Raw genomic sequence first — 19,423 nt, forward strand, 5'->3', positions numbered from 1 at the left:
AATTAGACTCTATGGGTTTGTTTTTTGTCAATTGTAATAGGGCACTACTATTTTTAAGGTTTTACCGCGCAAAACCACTTGTTGGGTAGCGGTGCGCACTTCTTCTACGTAAAATTTAAGGTTTTCACGAGTAGCTACTCCGCCTAACTTCTTGTATTCGATAAGCAAGTTGATATGAGTGCCCGCTACCGGATTCTCAATAGGTGGAATTTTGTAATACCAATTGTTAAGCGCATTGACGTTTTCTTTTCCCGAAAAGAAAGTGCCTGTAGTGCGCTCACTTACAATACGCGCTGGGGTAATAGCTCCGTTAAGCGAACGACTGGTATTGTAGTATACTCCTAACTGATTGAGAAAGCCTTTTTCGTCTATACAACGCACTTTCACTTTCAGCTCTTTTGGGGCGAGTCCTGCTGAGGTAGCGGTTAGGGTGGCTACCCCTTCGGCTTTGCCTCTTATCTCTACAATCCCACTACTGCCGTTCCAAGTAACTTTCATCACCTCATCGGGGTCGGTAGTGGTGAGGCTCACAATATCACCGCCTCCTAAGCGTATGGTTTTATTGATATCGGTAGGGGCAAGGGTTACTTCTTCAGCTGAAAAACTGAGTTCGTTAGGGCGGACGTTAATCTCCAAGCGCGCGGTTTGGTCGTGTGAATGAATGATTGCATAAGTAGTTCCTTGTTCTTGAAAACTCTTTATTTTCAGGGTATCCTGACTGATAGAAGCACTTGCCAAACGACTATTCGCAACATTCACCGTATACTTGTGGTTGCCCCCTGAGAGCAAGAGATCGTGCTGACTCTGAGGGTAGAGTGTGAGCTGAGTGAGCGAACTGCTCTCGGTGCCTATTTTGATAGGCTCGGAGGTATCTGTTTTATCTTCGCAGGCGCATAGCACTATGGCAAAGAGGCATAAGAGTATTTTTTTTGTCATAACTGGTAACGTTCAGCGATTTGTTGTGTGATGTTTTTAAGTGACCCTACAATTTCGGCAGGGGCTAACAAGCGGGATCTATTCCAGAGTCCGGTGCCTGCTATAAGTTGGTTTTGGAGGGCTTTTACTTCGTCGTAAGTGAAATAAAGACTGCCATCGGGTTTGCGAGTGAATTGTAACGCGTATATAAAGCCATAGCCTTGCGACAAGTATTTGAAAGCTTGCTTAGGCGATTCGCTGTAATTGGCAAGGGTATTTGCCCCCGTAAGGGTATGAATGGTGCGAATAGCCATCACTTTGGAGAGTTCTTTGCGAATGATGCGCATTTGCTCATATAAGGCTTCATAGCGATAGCGCCCTAACTCTATGCGCCCTTGTACAAAAGCATTGCGGATTTTGCGCTCAGCACCTGCCAAAGCCGCTACTCCATCGGACTGGGTGAGCGATTGCAGATGCAGGAAATAGCCATAAGCCAAATCCCAATGATGTTCGAGTTGGGTGTAGTTCTCACCGGCGGGCAAGACTACGTTTTGATGTTCGCGGCGCAAGGCAGCATCGGAGAAAAAACGCTCGTCTAAGTGGTACAAGAGGATTTTATCTAAATAGAGTGCTCCGTTTATAGTGTATATGAATACTTGTGCAGGGGCAACACCTTTTTCGTCAACATACACGCGATCGGCATCGCCTACCCTTCTGCCAGCATCACCCGAAACGCCTTGTTGGGCTTCGCGTAGCGGAATGCTTTTGGCTACGAGAAAGAGATTTTTTACATCTTCTCTCACTTGAGCAGTAGCAGCCAAAGGTGAGGAGGCTACTTCATCAGCGGGTTTTACGTAGGAAGTCCCCTCATTGTAATAACGCAAAATTTCGTCGTAAGTAAAATTAGAAATAGCACCGTTGAGCAAACGCCTTTCGATAATATCCAAAGGTTCGCGCAACAAGCTCACGCTGTGTTCATCAACACTCGACTGCCCATTGCGGCTGAAAGTGTAGGGGATATCGGCTTGCGGACGCAAGATATTAGCAGTCTCCACTGTCTCACCTTCGCCTTTTTGGCAAGCTATTGCAATCAACAGCAGTGAAAAATATGATAGTATATGTTTTGTTTTCATCATCTTAAGGCAATACTATATATTCGCAATAAGGGGTTATATTATCGGTACCATCGGTGTTTTGGGCTGCGATGTACTGCAAGGTGGGGATATTCACCACTCCTTGGGTATCGACAGCGGTGAGCTGGGCACTCACGCGTGATTCTCTTTCTCCCCCTCCATACACGCCGAGATACAGCGGATATCCTGAAGGGAGGGTAAAGGTAAGCGTTTGTGTAGTAGTGGTGGTACTGAGCACCACGCGCTCTTTATTGGCATTTACATAACACACATAATAACGCGGCTCGCGGGTATTACCTTCTCCTCGCTGACATTGATAAGTGAGGGTTACCGTATACTCACGTGCTTCTTGGGGGGCATCAATACTTGGGTATACAAAATGTTCGATATCACATTGTTTATGTACGAGGTCTTCGTAGTTGATGGTAGGTTTTTCAATTCCTTTGAAAGGGAATAGCTTTTGGTAATCCTCTGGAGCAGGATCTTCTTCTTTGCTATTGCAGGCTATGAGTAACAAGGCTGCAATGATAGTGTTTAGATATTTCATTCCAATTAATTAATTTGTCAATTTGGTACGAGCTGCACGAGCTTTTATTTGCTAATTTGCCCCCGAACCCCCGAAGGGGGACAATCCTCTAAAAGTGATTGTAATTTGGTGATTACCCACAAACATACTCTGCTCAGAAAGAGGACAATCCATACTCATTAGCTAATTTACTAATCTGCTAATTTTTTAATTCTCAAATATTTCAGCAGTGTAGCCAGTGGCAATTCCTTTGCTATCGCGATGATGGGCTACAAAGCGGTTGCCTTCTCTTACAAAGTCGTAGAATATAATCGACTTGTTGTAGCGCAAGCCTGCTCTAAAGGTGAGTCCGCTTTCAGTGCCTACATAGCCCGAGCCTATAAACTGACTTTTATACCTGCCTGTGGAGGGATCTTCCTGCGGATTAGTGCGGTACTCAAATACGTAATACCTATTGGCAACAAATCCCTCTAAAAAAGGTGTGTTGAGCCCGAAATTATTGCCTTTTAGGTATACATCACTTTGGTAGTAGATTTTGCTACCCCGCTTGATTACTATTTGAGGGTTTTGCATCTGCTCGAAAAAGAGTCGGTTGTTATAGGCTTTTTGCAAGAACTGTCGTTGATCGTCGGCTGTTTTGAGTTTTTCAAACACTATGTACTCGCGGGCAGGGTCGGCATACGAGGCTGTTTTGAAGACCATATTCTGCAAGGTGTCTTTGCCTACATACAGCCAATCGGCAGCCGCGCGAAAGCGGTTGTTTACCAATTGGTGAACGTAGTTATAGGTAGTGAACGAGAGCTGTAACTGCGCCTCTTGGCTAAGGGTGTATTCACTTGTTTTGACGGTTTGCAGCGTTTCGCTATGGGTGTCGGCTTGTATAGCTACTGTATTGTCTTTGTGAAAGGTCATCAGGAAATAGAAACCGCCAAAACCTTGGTTTAAGAGTTTTTCTACATAACGTGAATCACTTCGTTTTTCAGCTTTGGTGGGGGTGGCAAACAGCAATGAATCAGTACGGGGGAAGTAGAGCACTTTCCACCCGTGAGGAGCCTCGGTAAGTTCTTTTTGCAAGGCAATGCGCTGCTGGAGCATTCGCTCTGAGGGCGATTGCTCAAAAACATTGTGGTCTTTTTGGCAAGATGCCAAAAGAAGCGCAATAAGTGCTGTTGTTAAAAGATATTTCATATATGATTCATTTATTTTATAGACTCTTCATTTTTACCTATTATTAAAACGGTTGAGGCGTTGGAGGCTTAAGAGTTGTAAACGCTTCAAGCTGAACCCTACTTTTTTGTTGAAATAATCGGCGATAAAAGCTTCTTTTTTCAGTAGGTTGTTATACGATAGCACTGCGCGTTGTGCTTCTTCATCAGTGCTATCTACAGGAGTCTTCGCAATATTTTTAGCTATCTCTATCTGGGTGTTGAGATTGGTGAGGGGAACGCTTATCATCTCGGCAAAATCGTTTTCGGCTGAAAGCATTGCTTGAAAGGTGATAAATCCGTAGTGATTGGGCGTGCTTTGGGTAAAATTACAATAGTAGCATTCCTCATCTATACCTGCTTGGGTATGTGCATTTTGGCATTGGGTAAGCGATGCAAAATACTGAAAAGGCAAGGCACTGGTACAGATATTCCTATCGCGCTTTTTGGGGTAATACTGCAAAGCATAAAGGGCAGTATCATCATTAGGGAAGCCGTATAGCTGTTTGTTAGAACTCGCGCGATAATCCTTCTGACTGATATTCAAAAACGCCTGACGGTCGTAAGGGTATAGCTCATCGCCCAACAAGCGAGCGAATTGGTGATGTACAATGCGCATCAGTACATATACTTTATTCTTGTCGCGTGGGTCGAAATTATTGATGTTATACAAATGGAATTCACGCCCTACCGCACTGCTATTGATGAGTTCTTGTCCGTTGCCATCAATGTTTTTACCGCCGTAGAGATATATTTTTAAAGGAGCTTTCCCTTTCCAGAAATTAGCCCCTCCTAAAGAGGGCTCACTATAGAGTTCGAGCCATAGGTATTTAATAGCCTCGAGTACCGGTTTTACTTTGCTTACTTCGGGCGGATAGGTATAGGTGCCTTTAGGGGCAGTGTTTTTGTCCCAACGGTATTCCACAGCAATGCCATAAGGCAAGGTGATATTGGTTTCTATCCACTTGTCTAAATCGGTATAGGCTTGCTGAGCGGTTTCGGTTTCTACAACGCTTTGTGTAGAAAGTTTTTCACGCTGACAGCTCACTATAAGGATTAATACCGTAATGAGTGTTATTTTTAAAAGGTTTTTCATATAAGTTTTATTTATTACTTGTCGTGAATGAATAGCCCCCGTTCCCCCGAAGGGGGACAATCCGCAAAAAAGATGCTTTATTTATTGTAACACTTTTCACTATTCACTTTTCACTTATCTCGGGTTTGCAGGCAAACCGCGGTTGATGGCTTCTATGGGGAGTTGTATCACTTTGCGCAAATCCTCTTTTTGGAGGGGTTCATTAGTGCGATTTACAGGGGTATAAAAACGCCTAATATCTAACCAACGCATTCCCTCGTGCATAAATTCCCATTGACGCAGAAAAGCGATATTCTTGATTGCTCCTAACTGACGAATGCTAAGCCCATAGAAAGGCGAGTAGTTGCGATAATCGTCATCGGTAGAGGCGATGAGGTCTTCCACGGTGATATTGCGAGGATTATCGAACTTTATTTTTTGAAATTCGCGATATTCTAAGAGCAGTTGGTTGTAGTTTTTGAGCATTGCATAAGCTTCCATACGGTTGAGCATCACCTCATCGGTGGTGAACAGTACGTTCGACACGTACAAATCAGTAGGTTTGCTACCAGTGCTACCAAAGAGCGACAACTCATCAAACTTGGCGATATACATCCCATTGTACACGGGAGTAGGCGAGGTTGCTGGCGTGTAGTAGGCAGCGTTATTGTTCATCAGTTGGGTAGTAAATCCGTACTTAGCTGTAGGGAGCTCTCTTGCCCAACGCGATTGCACAGTGGTGATGAGCAGGTTAGCTTCTTCCTCAGGCTGTGTATAACGCTGATAGAGATACGGGCGGTTATTGAAAGCATACACATCGTAATAGTCTTTTTTCCAGTGACGCAACTGTGTTTTAGGTTGCGTAAGTACATAGTTGGCATAGTCTATCACGGTTTGCCATTCGCCTTTAAACAGATAGAAACGCGAGGCAAAAGCATAAGCAGCACGCTTGTTGAAATGAAACTTAGGTTTGGCGTAATAGGCATCACTCACTAAAGAAATACCCAACTTGAGGTCTGTTTCTATCTTCTGATAGACCTCATACACAGTGCCTCTATTGTACTGTACCAAAGCGTTTTTCTCGGGCGTAGTGAGGTAAGGAATCCCCATATCGTTTTTAGAGGCTTCGCCTTTGTAGGGCTCTGCCCAAATATTCACGAGCATAAAGTGCAGGTAAGCCCTGAGCAAGAAAGCCTCGCCATAAAGTGCTTTTACGCGTTCGGTTTTGGGGTAACGGGCTAAAAGTTCTAAGGCTTTATTGGCTTGTGCAATGCCTCGGTAGCAACTATTCCAATAGAACAAAGGCGCATCAAGGTCTTCTTGGTCTTCATCTTCCCAGCGGTACATCGCTTCGTTCAAACGGGTATGCACACCATTTTCGCGTTCGGCTACATTATCGGTGCGGGTTTCGAGGAAAGGGAAATAGCTCGCATCGGGGTAAGCCCCCGTAAGAAGCTCGGCTATTTTTTCTTCCGAATCGAGGGGAACATTTAGAGAGGCATCGGGGTCTTTGTCTAAATAGTTGCAACTTAGCAATAACAAAGAAAATATGTAAATTAAATGTTTCATTCAGTTTATAAGTTAGTATCTGTTAGCTATTAACTGTTACTTGTTACCTAATTAAAATCCTATTTGGAATGACAAGGTATATTGTTTGGGGGTAGGTAATGATACCCCTCCAGACTTGTAATACTCAGGGTCTTGACCGTTAAGTTTGCTATCGGAATAGATAAGGAATGGATTAGTGGCTTGCGCTCGCACGGTGAGGCTGTTCATACCATAGCGTTCCAAAGCCTTTTTGGGTACGCGGTAGCCCAATGATATGCTCTTCATACGCACAAAGCTGCCGTCGGCTACGCGATTTTGAGAATAGTTGTATGTATTATAAGCGCGCTCTATATTCTCCTTGCCAATGAGGTTAATAAGACTCTGTGAAGGCAATGAGGGCACCTCGGTACGGAGTTCATCGTAAGGATGCAACCAGCGATTGTAATATTCTTTAGAAAAGACATTCAAATCGCCAAAAGCGGGATCGAAAGTAGGGTTCAAACGGATTTTATTCCCCGCTTGAGCCGAAATAAAGAAAGAGGCTTCCCAATTTTTATAAGTAAAAGTATTAGAGAGCCCTGCAATCACATTGGGTTCTACCGAGCCGTGATAGATAAGGTAAGATTTTGAGTACTGCGCGTCGAGAAAATCAGCACCTACTACATTGGCATTCGCGCGGTTGTTGAGCGGATAGAGTCCGAAATCAAAGGTAGGTAAGCCTTGATGGTTCACCCCTTGATAGTTGAACGAAAACAAAGATCCTTTAGGGTAACCCACGATATTGCCGCGCCCTGTACCCGATACCATATCGAAAGTGTTAGGGGTGTTGAGCAAGCGGGTAATCTTTTGGTTCATATAGCTGAACGAGATAGTAGTTGTCCATTGGAAATCTTTCTGCTGTATGTTTTTGGTATTCAGAGAGAGCTCTATGCCGCGGGTGCGCATATCGCCAAAATTCGCGTACTTATAGTATTCACCGCCTATGCCAGAGGTGCGAATCAGGTCGATAAGGTCGAATGAATTGCGCTGATAAATATCTACCGACATACTGATGCGATTGTTGAAAAATCCTGCATCGACACCAAGGTTCAGCTCGTACATCTTCTCCCAAGTGAGGTCGCGGTTCTCTAAGTGCTGCAAGCGCAAAGCGTTCTCTCTATCACTAAAGCGGTAACGGTTTTGCACATAGTTTTGGAATACACTATAAGAATTTATCGCTTGCTCGTTCATTTTGGCAGTAAGTCCGTAGCTGGCTCTCAAATCAAGGGTACTGATGTTTTTGCTTTCAAAGAAAGGTTCATCGTCTATATGCCATTTCAGCCCCACATTCCACGTAGGCAACCAGCGAGAGCGCGTACCGCGACCGGCAGTATTAGACCCTTCGTAGTTCAGCACGGCATTGGCAATATATCTGCCTTTATAACCATAAGTCGCACTGCCCGAAAAGGTAATGCCTCGGTCGTACTTTTCGGTAAGCGCAAAATAGTTGTTGCCCTCGTTGAGGAGCTTTTGAAAAATAAGCGGATTGGTAAACACCTGATTGCCGCGGTCATACTGAATGCCGTAGCCTTGGAAAGGCGTAACAGTACGGTCGGCATAGCGGATTTCGGCAAAGCCAAAGGCTTTGAGGTCGTGATGCTCGTGCAAGGTGCGATGATAATCAACAGCGAATCGCCCCATATAGCTTTTGAGAGAGGTTTCAGTTTTGTTAAAAATACCCCCATTGGTGAGCGCTATTTGCGGAGGTGCTAAAGGATTGTTCTTATTTTTGAGCAAATAGATATTATCATTGGCTACCTGAGGGGTTTCATTGGCGCGAAACGCCTTGATAACATTAGAATTTTCGGTGATGTAATGTGATGATTGGGTTTGTGCTTGGCGCGCTGATACTAAGGCAGTAACTTCTAAATGCGGATTGAGCTTGTAAGAGGTTTCGGCTTGTATTTTGAAGTCGAGTACATCGATTTTCATATAGTTGTTGCGATATTCCTCCAAAATATTGAAAGGCGCCCAATTGTTGCGGTAGTACTCCAAATTGCCCTGCGCATCTTTAGGTCTCAAGGTGCGTGAGGTACCTAAAGCATACGAAAAGGGGTTGATATCAAAATCGCGCTCGAAAGCACCTACCGCTGTGTTTTTACGCTGTGCAAAAGTGCCAGGGGCTTTCTGACTGCGTAAATTCCCCACGGCAGTAAAGGTAGCTTTTAGTTGGTCGTTGATATAAAAAGTATTTTTGAGGTTAGCAGTAATGCGTTTCACATTATCGGTAATCGTCCAGCCACTGTCGTGATAATAGCCCAAAGAAGCATAACTTGTACTGTTTTTGCCTCCTCCGCTAAATGTAATAGTGTGGCTGCGTATAGGGTTGATAGAAAAAAGATGTTTGAACCAATCGGTATTGGCGTATTCGCGTTCTCTCATAAAGGCAGCTTGAGCTGCTGGCGTATTGGGGTAGTAGTAGTTGCCAGTGTTGGGATTGATGGTACTCACGCCCTTATACCATTGGTAGTAAATGCCACTGCGCCTGCCGTAGAGGGTGTTTTGCAAATTGAAATAGCCTTTGCTGTTCATCTCTTGCAAAAGTGACATCGTTTCTTGCGAGTTCAGCAAGTCAAAATCTTTATACGACGGAATGGTGCGGAAGCTCTGTTCGTAGCTATAAGTAATGCGGTTAGGCGTATCGCGTTTGCCCGATTTGGTTGTAATAACAATCACCCCATTGAGGGCGCGCGCTCCATACATAGAAGTAGCCGATGCATCTTTCAGCACTTGTATATCCTCTATATCAGTAGCGTTGAGTCCGGCAATAGCCGAGCTCACTAAGGTAACCGCATCACCCGAAACCAATTGGTCAAGACTGAGGGACACCAAATCTTCATAAATTGCCCCATCGATTACCCAAAGCGGTTGTACATTTCCTATGATAGAAGCCCCCCCGCGAATGTTGATGCGCGGCGCCGAGCCAAAAGAGCCCGTTACATTTTGGATAGAAAGCCCAGCCACACGCCCTTCGAGCATACGCGATATATCGGCAACACCTTCCATTTTGATATTGTCCATTTTCACCGAAGCAGCTGCCCCTGTAAATACACGGTTTTGTATTTTTTGGTAGCCCGTGAGTACTACCCCCTCTAAGGCTTGGGCTTCTTCTTGGAGTATGATTTGCAGGGTTTCCCCTTTGATTTTGAAGCGTTGGGTTTTCATTCCCACATAACTCACTTCAAGAGTTTGCCCTACCTGCGCTTTGATGCTGAAATGCCCCTCCATATCGGTACTGGTGCCTATATGTGATTCTTTCACCACTATCGTCGCGCCCAACAGCGGAGTGCCATTGGTTTCTTTTACCGTTCCTTTGAGGGTAAAGGTTTGAGCGCTAGCAGATAGGCTTACGAGGAGAAAAAGAAATATGTATGACAGTTTGTTCATCGTTAATTTACTTTGTAAATGATACCGCCAAAAATACCTAAAGGATGCCCTGGGCGCAATCCTGAAGGGTGACGGGATACCAAATAAGTGCGATTGGTAAGGTTGATAGCATTTAGGGTGAGGGTAAAATGGCGTGCAAAATGCGCTTTAGCAGCAACATCGATAATGGTATAGGCAGGAATTTTATGGCGTTCGGCAATAAGTCCTTGTCCTGGTTCAGTGCGCACAGCACCATTATAGCGAATACCTATATTCAGTTCGTATTTTTTGTACTCGGCTCCTATACTCAAGTTGAGGCTATGGCGGTTGATATAAGGAATTTCGTCACCAGCAATCACTCGCCCCCAAGAGTTGCTCTCGAAAGAGTTTTTCATCTCGGTATCGGTGAAGGTGTAGGAGAGTTGTAAGGGGGTTTTTATAGGAGATTCCTCAGGGAATGGCTGATATTGTGCGATAAACTCAGCTCCTTTCACAACAGCTTCTCCCACGTTGAACTGTTCGAGGGTACCTGTGCCGCCCATAGCTGCAAGGTCGCTGCCCAACATATTGCTGTAATGGTTGTAAAAACCTATCACTTCAGTTTTTAGCTGTTTGTAATTCACACGCAAGCCCACTTCAAAGTTGATACTGCTTTCGGGTTTTTGGTTTTCGGTGAGTAGGGTGATATTGCCATTCCTGTCCATCACGCGCTTTTCTTTACTTACCCCTGGAGGTGAAAAGCCCTTGTGTACACCAGCAAAAGCAGACAACCAATCGGTGAGGTTGTAATGCAACCCCAAACTGGGTATTACGGCATTGGCTACATTAGTGGTTTCTATGCGTTTTTGCCCTGTACGGCGGGTATCGGCAGTAGTATAATCTTTTTCTAACAATTCTATATGCTCAAAACGCAAGCCCGCAGTTACAGTGAGCTGTTTGTAAGTCAGTTTAGAAAGCCAATAAGCCGCTAAGGCATTGGCACGGGTTATCTTATTTGACTGACTACCCTGCACCCCTTTCCAAAGGAGTTGCATTTGCTGTTTTTTCATTGCATAGATATCATCCCACTGGTTGCGGTCTTCTTCATCGGTGTGGTAACGCAGCCCCCACTCGTTGTCTAAATAACAATTGTCCCATATCGCTTTGTATTCAGCTTTGGTTTGCACGCCACGAGAGAAATAATTGCGGTAGTTGGCGCGCACAAAGAGTCCAGGGTTGTCCTTCAAGCGTTCGTAGTCGTTGTAGAACACGCGACTATCGGTTTTACCTGAAAGTATATCAAAATAAGGAGCATTAGTTTCGGGGTCGGAGAGAATTTGCCCAATGGTGCGTTTTTCGTTGGCTGAAGTGCCGTATTTCACCGATTCAAGTTTGTACCAATTGCGGAAGAAGGTATTGTAATAGAAGTGAGTAGTAAATTTTAGTCGGTTAGAAAACTGAAGTAAGTAAGTGCCCACCCACTGAGTGTGGCGAGTTGTGAGGTGGTCTTTTTGAGAGCCTACATAGCGCAGGAAAGGCGTTCGGGCAAAATCGGATTGCGTAAGACCTACATAAGTTTCATTAGAATCCTCATCGGCATAGCCCGCTTTCAGCTCAAAAGAGTGGTTAGCCCCTTCGGTTTTAGCCGTATTCACTTTGAATTTGGCAACCCAATCGTTGCGTTTGAAGCCTGCATTTTGTTTGTTTTCAAAATGTTTGAAGCCATCGGACTGGTAGCGGAGGTATTCCACCATATAGCCAAAGTGTTTTTTACTGTCGCCTATATTGATGTGCGTTTTAAGGGTATTGTTAGTTCCACCGGAAGCACTTAGCTTGGCTGAAAATTTGGTTGGGATAGCCGTGGATACCATATTGATAGCCCCACCAGTAGTAAACGGACCATATTGCACTTGGCTACTGCCTTTCACCACTTCCACCGCTTGCATACGAGCTGCATTAGGAAAATAGTAAGCCGCAGGGGCAGCATAAGGAGCAGGAGCTGCCAAAATACCGTCCTCCATCAAGGTGATTTTCTCACTTCGCTCTGCTTTAGTGCCTCGCAAACTGATGTTAGGTCGCAAGCCATAACCATCTTCTTCGTACACATTCACCCCAGGGACAGCTTTGAGCATACGGTTGATATCAGTATAGCCCATTTTTTGGATTTCTTGAGGAGAGATGTAATATGCTGAGCCTGTACGGTTGCGCGCCTGAAACTTGCTACCTAATATTTGCTGAGCCGATACCGTTACTTCGTCTAATTTTTGAATGGTATCTTTCTGTTGTTCATTTTGTTGAGCAAAAGCAAAGGAGGTTGATAGCCAAGATAAAAGTATAAAAACACCTAATGCTTTCATATAGAAATCTTAAAATCGGGCGCAAAAGTACGTATTATTTATAAATAAAACAAATAAGGGATTGGGAATTACGAGTTACGAATTACGAATTACGAAGAAAATCGGCTATCTATAAAAGTTTTATTTTATAAGAGGATGTCCAAAAATGTTTTATTTTATAATAAAAAATTAAAGACTTTAGCTACTATTTTTGTGGGAGATTAAAAATATTTTACTGATTGTTAAATAATTACTTACGCCGAACTCACGTTACTTAGGGTTATAATGCCCTTCATTTTTATAAATAATCCAATTAGAACGCTGAATAAACTTTTCATCTCGATTCACATATTTGAACCAAATGGCAGCACGCATTTTTATGTTGGGTTCTGTTATTTTAAAAATTTCCTCACATTCTCTCATTACAGCCATAGAAGAAAGTGTTTCTATTTTAGCATTAGGAGCTAAAATAGTATCATATTCTCTTATGTTAATGGGACGCATAGGTGGAGCTAGACAAGTCATTTCTCTTATAGTATCATTTGCCTGAAATTCTAAAACCAATATATCTGTACCTATCACAAACATATTTGTGGAAATAGGTTCGTCTAAGTAATTAGTAATTGTTAGTTTTGCCTCTTTGTTATTGATTTTATCTAATTGTACCACCACTTCTTTTTTTAGGTGAGGAGCAGGAGTAATAATCACATTTTCTTGTTGCTTAGGTGTGTTGTTAGTGCAATTAGCTCCCCCTAATAGTAAAAACAGAAGTGCACTAAATTTATTTATAGAATTTTTCATATCCGAAGCTGTTTAAATAAAGTAAAAGTCCACATTTGTTATTTTTGAGGCATATTCAATTCTTCTTCTGTAAAAACATCTTGATTCAAATAATATTTACCATCAGAATAAAGATAATATCTGCAATTTTTCCAAATGAGTTTATATTTATTGGGGTCTTTGCTAATAATATGTAATTCCCATCTGTCTGACCACTCTTTTAATAGGTATAAGAATTGCTTATCTTTTGAAAAACCTGTATCTGCTAATTTTTCATACGTATCTCTATCTACAATGTCCTTTATTTTTAATTTATCAGAGTTCATAGCATAAAGCTCTGATATGTATATTGGACGAGAATAGTAAAAGATCATATTGTTAGTTCCTTGTATATACAAATTCCCTTGTTTATCTTCAAAAAGATTATCTTTCACTTGCTTATAATCTTCTGTTATCTTTATATATTGACAACCTTGACTGTCTATATATACATCATTTTCAAAAAAACTATTACCTACTTTTTTTATATTTACATTTTTAGAGCAAGCTATAAATATTAGTAATAAAAGGAAAAATACAATTCTTTTCATAGTTCTATTTTTATATAGTCAAACAAAAAAAATTACCAACAGATTGATAATCAGAGTAGTCAACTTTGCCTAAGTTTCCAGCCTGTGCGGCTCGCACCTTTGGCAAAGTGTAGCGATAAGAGGATGTTCGAAAATGTTTTATTTTATAAGAGAGTGTCCAAAAAGTTTTATTTATGTGGGCGTTTGCAAAACGTTTTATTTTATAAGGGCGTTTGCAAAACGCCCCTACAATGTAACTAAAAAATAGAGGTATGCGTTTGGGCGGTAAACATTTCTAAGAACTTCATTCCTCTATACGAATTGCCTTTGTCGTTGAGTTTGGGACTCCATACCGCTATGCTGTAATGATTGGGCAATAGGGCAACAATCCCCCCTCCTACTCCACTCTTCCCTGGTAAACCTACTTTAAAAGCAAACTCCCCCGACTCGTCATAAAATCCGCAGGTTTGCATTATGGCGTTTACGCGCTTGGTACAGGTTTCGGTAAGGATTTGTACGCGGTCGTGCATACGGATACCATCGTTGGCAAGAAATGAGAATATATACGCCATCGATTTGCAAGTGAGTTCCAAAGAACAGAGTTTGAAATAGAAGTTAAGCACCTCGATAGGGTCGTTTTCTATATTTCCGAGCGACTTGATGTAATAACACAAGGCAAAATTGCGATACCCTACTGATTTTTCCGATTCGGCTACTAAAATAGAATAGTTGATGCTATCGTCGTTAGCTAATTCACGTACAAAAGTAAGAAAATCGGCTTCGGCATCTTCTAAAATAGAGAGCAAAATATCACACACTACTATCGCCCCTGCATTGATGAGCGGATTACGCGGAATACCATTATCGGCTTCTAATTGGACGAGAGAGTTGAACGAGGTACCTGAGGGTTCTACATCTACACGTTTCCACAATTGGTCGCCTATAATGCTATACGCCAAAGAGAGAGCGAGCACCTTGGCGATACTCTGCGCCGAAAATTTTACATCGCAGTCGCCTATGCCATAGGATTGCTTGTTGAGGCTATAGAAATAGACTCCAAACTGCTCGGGGTTTACTTGTGCTAATTCGGGGATGTAAGTAGGGACGGTACCAGCATTTTCGCCCTTTAATACTTCCTCATAAACAGCATCGATTATTTTAGAATATTTCATTTTTCAATTAACAATTGACAGTTAATAATTAATTTTTTATTGTACATTTACACAGCCCCAGCCGTCGTAATTACCTTCAAAAGGAGAGGCGAGTTCTAACAAGTCCCATACGATATCATCGATAGCCAACGGACTGTCCTCACGGGTGGCTTCTACCATATAGGGATATTCTTTTCCTTCTGCTTTTCGATCTTCCACAAATTCATCATCGTTAAAACGCACTTTAAAACCTTTGTCTTCAGCTTCTTTGGCAAAAGCCTGTTGTTGATCCGCTTCTTTGAAGTAGATAAAATGGTCGATTTCGCGAGGCACTTCCATCTTATCGCCATTCTTTTCGAGTTGCATTAGCACTTTGCGGTTTTGCATCGTTTGGTAAGAAAACTCATCAGGGTAGAGGAAACCAAAATAATCTTCCCACTCGGGGTCTTCGGCTATATTATACCCCGACTGATAGCCCTCAAAAGCTTGTAATGCTTCTTCACAAGTTTTTGCCAACGCCTCAGCATTTTGGGTATAAAACCACAATTCTAAAAACCCTTCCGATTTCACCACCCCTGCTAATACAGCCCCTGTAGCTCCCGCTTTTTCGCCTATAGCGTCCTCTATATCACAGAGGATAGGATATTCTTCATTGGAAGAAAGTCCGTCGGGTCTAGGGTTTTGCATTTTGATATAGAACTGCAAGCGCTGTGTGAGTCCTTCAAGAGGTGCTATATCAACTAAGGCTAAGTTGGTGCGTATAGAGGCAGGAGCGCCTTCAATACGGCACATAAAGAAATCCCAATTTTTGGGGAGATTTTTATGAGTCATCTATGTTTAATTTATTATTAGTTGCTACTATAAATATGGTTTTGCCTAAGGCGCGTGCCTGAAAAGGCTTGTTGTACGATGTGAATGAGGTGTTGAGGGTTGCTCATCATAGATTTATTTATCAGTAGGTTGATTTGACAATACTTTGCGCAACTCTTCTATATTAGGTAATACACGCTGAAACTGTTCAGGCATTTCGGCAGCCGTAGCTACCGAATTTGTTTCTAATTTGCCAACCGCGGTTGGCAAATTAATAAAGTCTTTGTTATCAGGTATTTGCAATTTGGAAATTGCAATTTCCAAATTAGTATCTAACTCCTGCCACGCCTCATAAAAGGCGCACATATTTTTAATTTCAATTCGCTACAACCTCTAAGTCCTGATGGTTCTTTGTGGAGTTTTTGGGAGTATTCATCATAAAGATTTGCTGATTTTCTCATTTGCTGATTACTTTTTCTATTGTATATAAGTTGTTTTCATCTAACAATCTATCTAAAAAAGAACTCTTGAGAAGGTACGTACTGCTTTTCTTTATTATTTTTATATAATCCTCATTTTTCAAATCTACAAATGAAATTTCGTTGTTTTTTTCTCCTTTAAAAACATATTCCTTATCATTACTTTTATCATAAGTTTCTATCTGTAAATGAGCAATATTATCATCTATTTTTACTAAGATTTTTCCCTGAGCACGAGGGTCTGCCTTTTCTTCTTTTAAATATAAAAAATGACCTGAGTATGTTGCCAACCAATCTGAAGAGTACTTAATTGCATCTTGTTTTATAAGATACGAAACAATCTCTTTGTCTCCTATTTTACGAGCTAATCCAAGAGGTGTTAGTCCTTCTTCTGTATATATTTGATTTATATCTACTTTGTTTTCTACAAGATATTTAACAATAGGCAAATGACGATTTTCTATAGACACAAACAAGGCATCATATATCAAATAATCATCTTTTTTTTCAAATCTACTATTTGCTCCTTTAGCAAGAAGTTGTTTTACATTGTCTAAATTTCCTCTTTTACACTCTATACCCAGCTGAGTATATTTAAATACATTTTCTTTGTGATAAAAAGAGTCAATAGCAATTGTATTTTCTTTGATATCAGCAACATAAGTTTTCTTATGTTGCTTACAAGCTGTTATAAAACTGCTAAGAATAAAAAGAAATAGTATTTTTTTCATCTAATTATAGATTTTTGATTTCAATTTGCTAAAGCCTCTAAGTTCTAGCAGTTCTTTGTGGAGGTTTCTGGAGTATTTTTTAGAGGTTGTTTGGAGGTAAGAATATCTGACAAGTCAGACTCCTCTGACGAGTCTGAAACCTAACACCTAAAACCTGACACCTAACCTCTAACCCCTAATCAAGCGATTGGTTTTCTTGGGTAGAGACGTGTAGCATATCGGCGTATTCGCTGGGGGTGAGGTTGCCATAGTAGAAGTGAATAGGGTTGATATGTTCGCCATTTTTGATGACCTCATAGTGCAAGTGAGGTGCTTCAGACCTACCTGTGCTTCCTACTTTGCCGATGAGGTCGCCGCGCTTCACGTGCTGACCGGCGCGCACATTGTAGGCAGAAAGGTGCCCGTAGAGGGTTACATAGCCATAGCCGTGGTCAATGCGGATGTGGTTACCATAGCCTGAAGCGTTGCTATCGGCACGGACTACCACGCCATCGCCAGCAGCATATACAGGAGTGCCTTGAGGAGCAGCGAAGTCCATACCATAATGGAACTTACGGGCTTTGGTAAAAGGGTCGGTGCGCCAACCATAGCCTGAAGCCATATGTTTTAAATCTTTGTTGTTGATAGGCTGAATAGCGGGAATAGAAGCGAGGAATTTTTCTTTAGCCTTAGAGAGTTTGGTAATCTCATCAAGCGATTTAGATTGTACAACCAACTGTTTGCGCAACACATCTAAACGCTCATTGGTGCTGGCAACAAGTTTAGAGTTGCCAAATTTTTCGAGGTCTTTATAGCGGTTGGGGTTTTTAAGGCTCTTGCGGATACTATCGGGGATGATAGGAGCGTTGAAGTATAGACGGTACATATTGTTGTCGCGTTCTTGGATATCGGCAAGCACCTCTTCCGCCAATTCCATTTTTTTGTTGAGGATTTGGTAGTTGGTTTCATAGGCTTTTATCTCGCGTGCCAACACCACCTCACGAGGGGTGAAAAACAGACGTGAGTTAATCATTACCAAAGAAAATAAAATCCCAAAGAGAGCTGCTGCCGTGAGGAATATCAGGGCATTGCGCACCTTTGTACGCTTGCGATTGCGAATGCGTTTATACGAGAGCGTCTCGGGGTCATAATAATATTTTACCTTTTTCATACGGGCAAAAGTATAAAAAAAATATGATATTTACTATTTTGTGACAAAAAAAATGTAATTTTGCTCCGCATTTGCCAATTTGCTAATTTACAAATTTGCTAATTATATTATGGGTATTTCAGAGATTATATTTATACTTTTTATGGTTTTAATACTTTTTGGGGCAGATAAGCTCCCAGAGGTTGCACGTGGTTTAGGCAAAACAATGCGTCAATTGCGCGATGCTACTGATGAGATTAAAACTGAAATTCATCATCATATCAATCACACGGGAATAGACACTACTATCGTAGAAGACACCCAAAAAGAGATTGAAGAACTTAAAAAAACAATTGACAATGAAGAATTGACAATGAACAATGAACAATAAACCTACATTTAGCCAAAGGTGCGAGCCGCACAAGCAATAAATGTAACTTAAAAACCTCCGCTTGTAGTACAAACTGCAAGGGGAGGTTTTCTGTTAATAATTAATTAGCAATATAAATTAGGATATAAAGATATTTTTTATTACCTTTGCCCCGATGTCAGGTTTCAGGGTACAGGGGTCAGGGGGCAGGAGTCTGACTGGTCTGACACGTCTGACTTGTCCAATAAATCATAAACAACATTTTTAACCCCCTCTTAACCAGATTGACCCTCTCTCTTTGGGAGAGAGGGAACGGCAGAGAGAATAATACAAATATTATATGAAAAAACTAATTTTTTCGGCATTCATTGCCACAGCATTATGCCTTTCCTCTTGCGGGAAAGACGACGACAACGGCGGAGGTAGCACTTCACTCACTGGGGATTGGTATCTCTATATGCTATATAATATGGACGAAAATATAGGAAAATACAATTGGCGTTCCCCCAACCAATGTGCAGAACAAACACGCTTTGAGATTTCCGATAAAGTATTTAAACACAAACGTGTTTATGAAGAAGGAGGTACTTGTAAAGAAGATTTTGTATATTACGATTACACCACTTCCAACGGTGTTTTTAACCTAACTGTGAGAGCTGATTCTCCTGCCGACAGAAAAGGAAAAACCGTTACTGTAGATTACAAAATGAAAAACAAGGAGCTTATCATTACTTCTAAAACTAGTAAGGGTTATTATGAAACACGAATGCTCCATAAAAAAGGAGTAAACTATAGTTATCTCGACCCTTTTGTAGGATACTGGCGAATGACTAAAGCTACTGTAGGACAAACAGAAGCTATTGTACAAGATGGCAAATGTTTGAGCGGAACTGTAATAGCTAGCTCTATAGGATTTACGTTGTATCTTAATGTGCCTGACCAGAGCGGGCGATGCCAAAAGACCGTCACAACCTGCGAATGGGTAAAAGAAGGTGGTAAATATTACGATATTACCGATCCTCAAAAGAAAGAGGAGTTAGCGTTTGTCTTTTCAGATAACAACACCAAGCTCTCCTACAGTACACCAAGTGATAAAGGCTTAATAACCATATATCTTACTAAGGTGAGATAGTTACTAATTGCGAATGACGAAATAGTTACTTTACTTAAAAAAAAATTCCCTTGCAGTTTTACACTGCAAGGGAATTTTTCTGTTAAAATAAGGGTTGTTGTTTTGAACTTCTAAAATATCGAATCTCTTTAAAAACATCGTCATTGCTTG

Annotated in this window: 17 protein-coding genes; 2 read left to right on the forward strand and 15 right to left on the reverse strand. The window is 41.7% G+C overall.

Annotation, left to right across the window (positions count from 1 at the left end; genetic code table 11):
- Nucleotides 1–27 precede the first annotated feature (27 nt).
- The 15 genes from CBG49_RS02030 to CBG49_RS02100 form a co-directional block, all read right to left on the reverse strand.
- Nucleotides 28–936: a hypothetical protein gene (locus CBG49_RS02030; protein ID WP_088593163.1), complete on the reverse strand. Its 909-nt coding sequence runs from the start codon at nt 934–936 to the stop codon at nt 28–30.
- Nucleotides 933–2,048, reverse strand: coding sequence for a DUF4856 domain-containing protein (locus tag CBG49_RS02035; protein ID WP_088595236.1), 1,116 nt, complete (start codon nt 2,046–2,048; stop codon nt 933–935). The genes CBG49_RS02030 and CBG49_RS02035 overlap by 4 nt, the downstream gene beginning before the upstream one ends.
- A 4-nt stretch (nt 2,049–2,052) precedes the next feature.
- On the reverse strand, nt 2,053–2,595 hold the full coding sequence (locus CBG49_RS02040; protein ID WP_088593164.1) for a hypothetical protein: 543 nt from the start codon (nt 2,593–2,595) through the stop codon (nt 2,053–2,055).
- 186 nt (nt 2,596–2,781) lie between these two features.
- Nucleotides 2,782–3,762 carry a DUF4302 domain-containing protein gene (locus tag CBG49_RS02045; RefSeq protein WP_088593165.1) on the reverse strand — a complete coding sequence of 327 codons (981 nt, stop codon included), beginning with the start codon at nt 3,760–3,762 and terminating at the stop codon, nt 2,782–2,784.
- A 33-nt stretch (nt 3,763–3,795) separates the two neighbouring features.
- Entirely contained in the window at nt 3,796–4,875 is a 1,080-nt protein-coding gene (locus CBG49_RS02050) for a putative zinc-binding metallopeptidase (RefSeq protein ID WP_088595237.1), read from the reverse strand.
- Between the two features lie 114 nt (nt 4,876–4,989).
- A complete protein-coding gene (locus tag CBG49_RS02055; protein WP_088593166.1) occupies nt 4,990–6,423 on the reverse strand; it encodes a RagB/SusD family nutrient uptake outer membrane protein in 1,434 nt (477 codons plus the stop codon).
- A gap of 51 nt (nt 6,424–6,474) precedes the next feature.
- Nucleotides 6,475–9,828, reverse strand: a complete 3,354-nt coding sequence (locus CBG49_RS02060) for a SusC/RagA family TonB-linked outer membrane protein (protein ID WP_088593167.1) — start codon at nt 9,826–9,828, stop codon at nt 6,475–6,477.
- Between the two features lie 2 nt (nt 9,829–9,830).
- Nucleotides 9,831–12,143 (reverse strand): TonB-dependent receptor family protein, encoded by a 2,313-nt coding sequence (locus CBG49_RS02065; protein WP_088593168.1) that lies wholly within the window; start codon nt 12,141–12,143, stop codon nt 9,831–9,833.
- A gap of 249 nt (nt 12,144–12,392) precedes the next feature.
- The gene (locus CBG49_RS02070; protein WP_088593169.1) at nt 12,393–12,923 is read right to left on the reverse strand and encodes a hypothetical protein; all 531 of its coding nucleotides are present in this window, start codon (nt 12,921–12,923) and stop codon (nt 12,393–12,395) included.
- Between the two features lie 38 nt (nt 12,924–12,961).
- Nucleotides 12,962–13,492, reverse strand: a complete 531-nt coding sequence (locus CBG49_RS02075) for a hypothetical protein (RefSeq protein WP_088593170.1) — start codon at nt 13,490–13,492, stop codon at nt 12,962–12,964.
- 236 nt (nt 13,493–13,728) lie between these two features.
- Nucleotides 13,729–14,643 carry a glutaminase gene (locus CBG49_RS02080; protein WP_040361704.1) on the reverse strand — a complete coding sequence of 305 codons (915 nt, stop codon included), beginning with the start codon at nt 14,641–14,643 and terminating at the stop codon, nt 13,729–13,731.
- Between the two features lie 36 nt (nt 14,644–14,679).
- Nucleotides 14,680–15,453, reverse strand: coding sequence for a DUF695 domain-containing protein (locus tag CBG49_RS02085; protein WP_088593171.1), 774 nt, complete (start codon nt 15,451–15,453; stop codon nt 14,680–14,682).
- A gap of 114 nt (nt 15,454–15,567) precedes the next feature.
- The gene (locus tag CBG49_RS02090) at nt 15,568–15,798 is read right to left on the reverse strand and encodes a hypothetical protein (protein ID WP_088593172.1); all 231 of its coding nucleotides are present in this window, start codon (nt 15,796–15,798) and stop codon (nt 15,568–15,570) included.
- Between the two features lie 91 nt (nt 15,799–15,889).
- Entirely contained in the window at nt 15,890–16,642 is a 753-nt protein-coding gene (locus tag CBG49_RS02095; protein WP_088593173.1) for an ankyrin repeat domain-containing protein, read from the reverse strand.
- Nucleotides 16,643–16,817: 175 nt separating this feature from the next.
- Nucleotides 16,818–17,792 (reverse strand): M23 family metallopeptidase, encoded by a 975-nt coding sequence (locus CBG49_RS02100; RefSeq protein ID WP_088593174.1) that lies wholly within the window; start codon nt 17,790–17,792, stop codon nt 16,818–16,820.
- 109 nt (nt 17,793–17,901) lie between these two features.
- Between CBG49_RS02100 and CBG49_RS02105 the strand changes: the two genes are divergently transcribed.
- Complete coding sequence (locus CBG49_RS02105; protein WP_002681286.1) at nt 17,902–18,162, forward strand: Sec-independent protein translocase subunit TatA/TatB; 261 nt, start codon at nt 17,902–17,904, stop codon at nt 18,160–18,162.
- A 319-nt stretch (nt 18,163–18,481) separates the two neighbouring features.
- Entirely contained in the window at nt 18,482–19,273 is a 792-nt protein-coding gene (locus CBG49_RS02110; protein ID WP_088593175.1) for a hypothetical protein, read from the forward strand.
- Nucleotides 19,274–19,423 lie beyond the last annotated feature (150 nt).

Origin of the sequence: Capnocytophaga endodontalis, assembly GCF_002209445.1 — a bacterium.
In the GTDB taxonomy this organism is placed as follows: domain Bacteria; phylum Bacteroidota; class Bacteroidia; order Flavobacteriales; family Flavobacteriaceae; genus Capnocytophaga; species Capnocytophaga periodontitidis.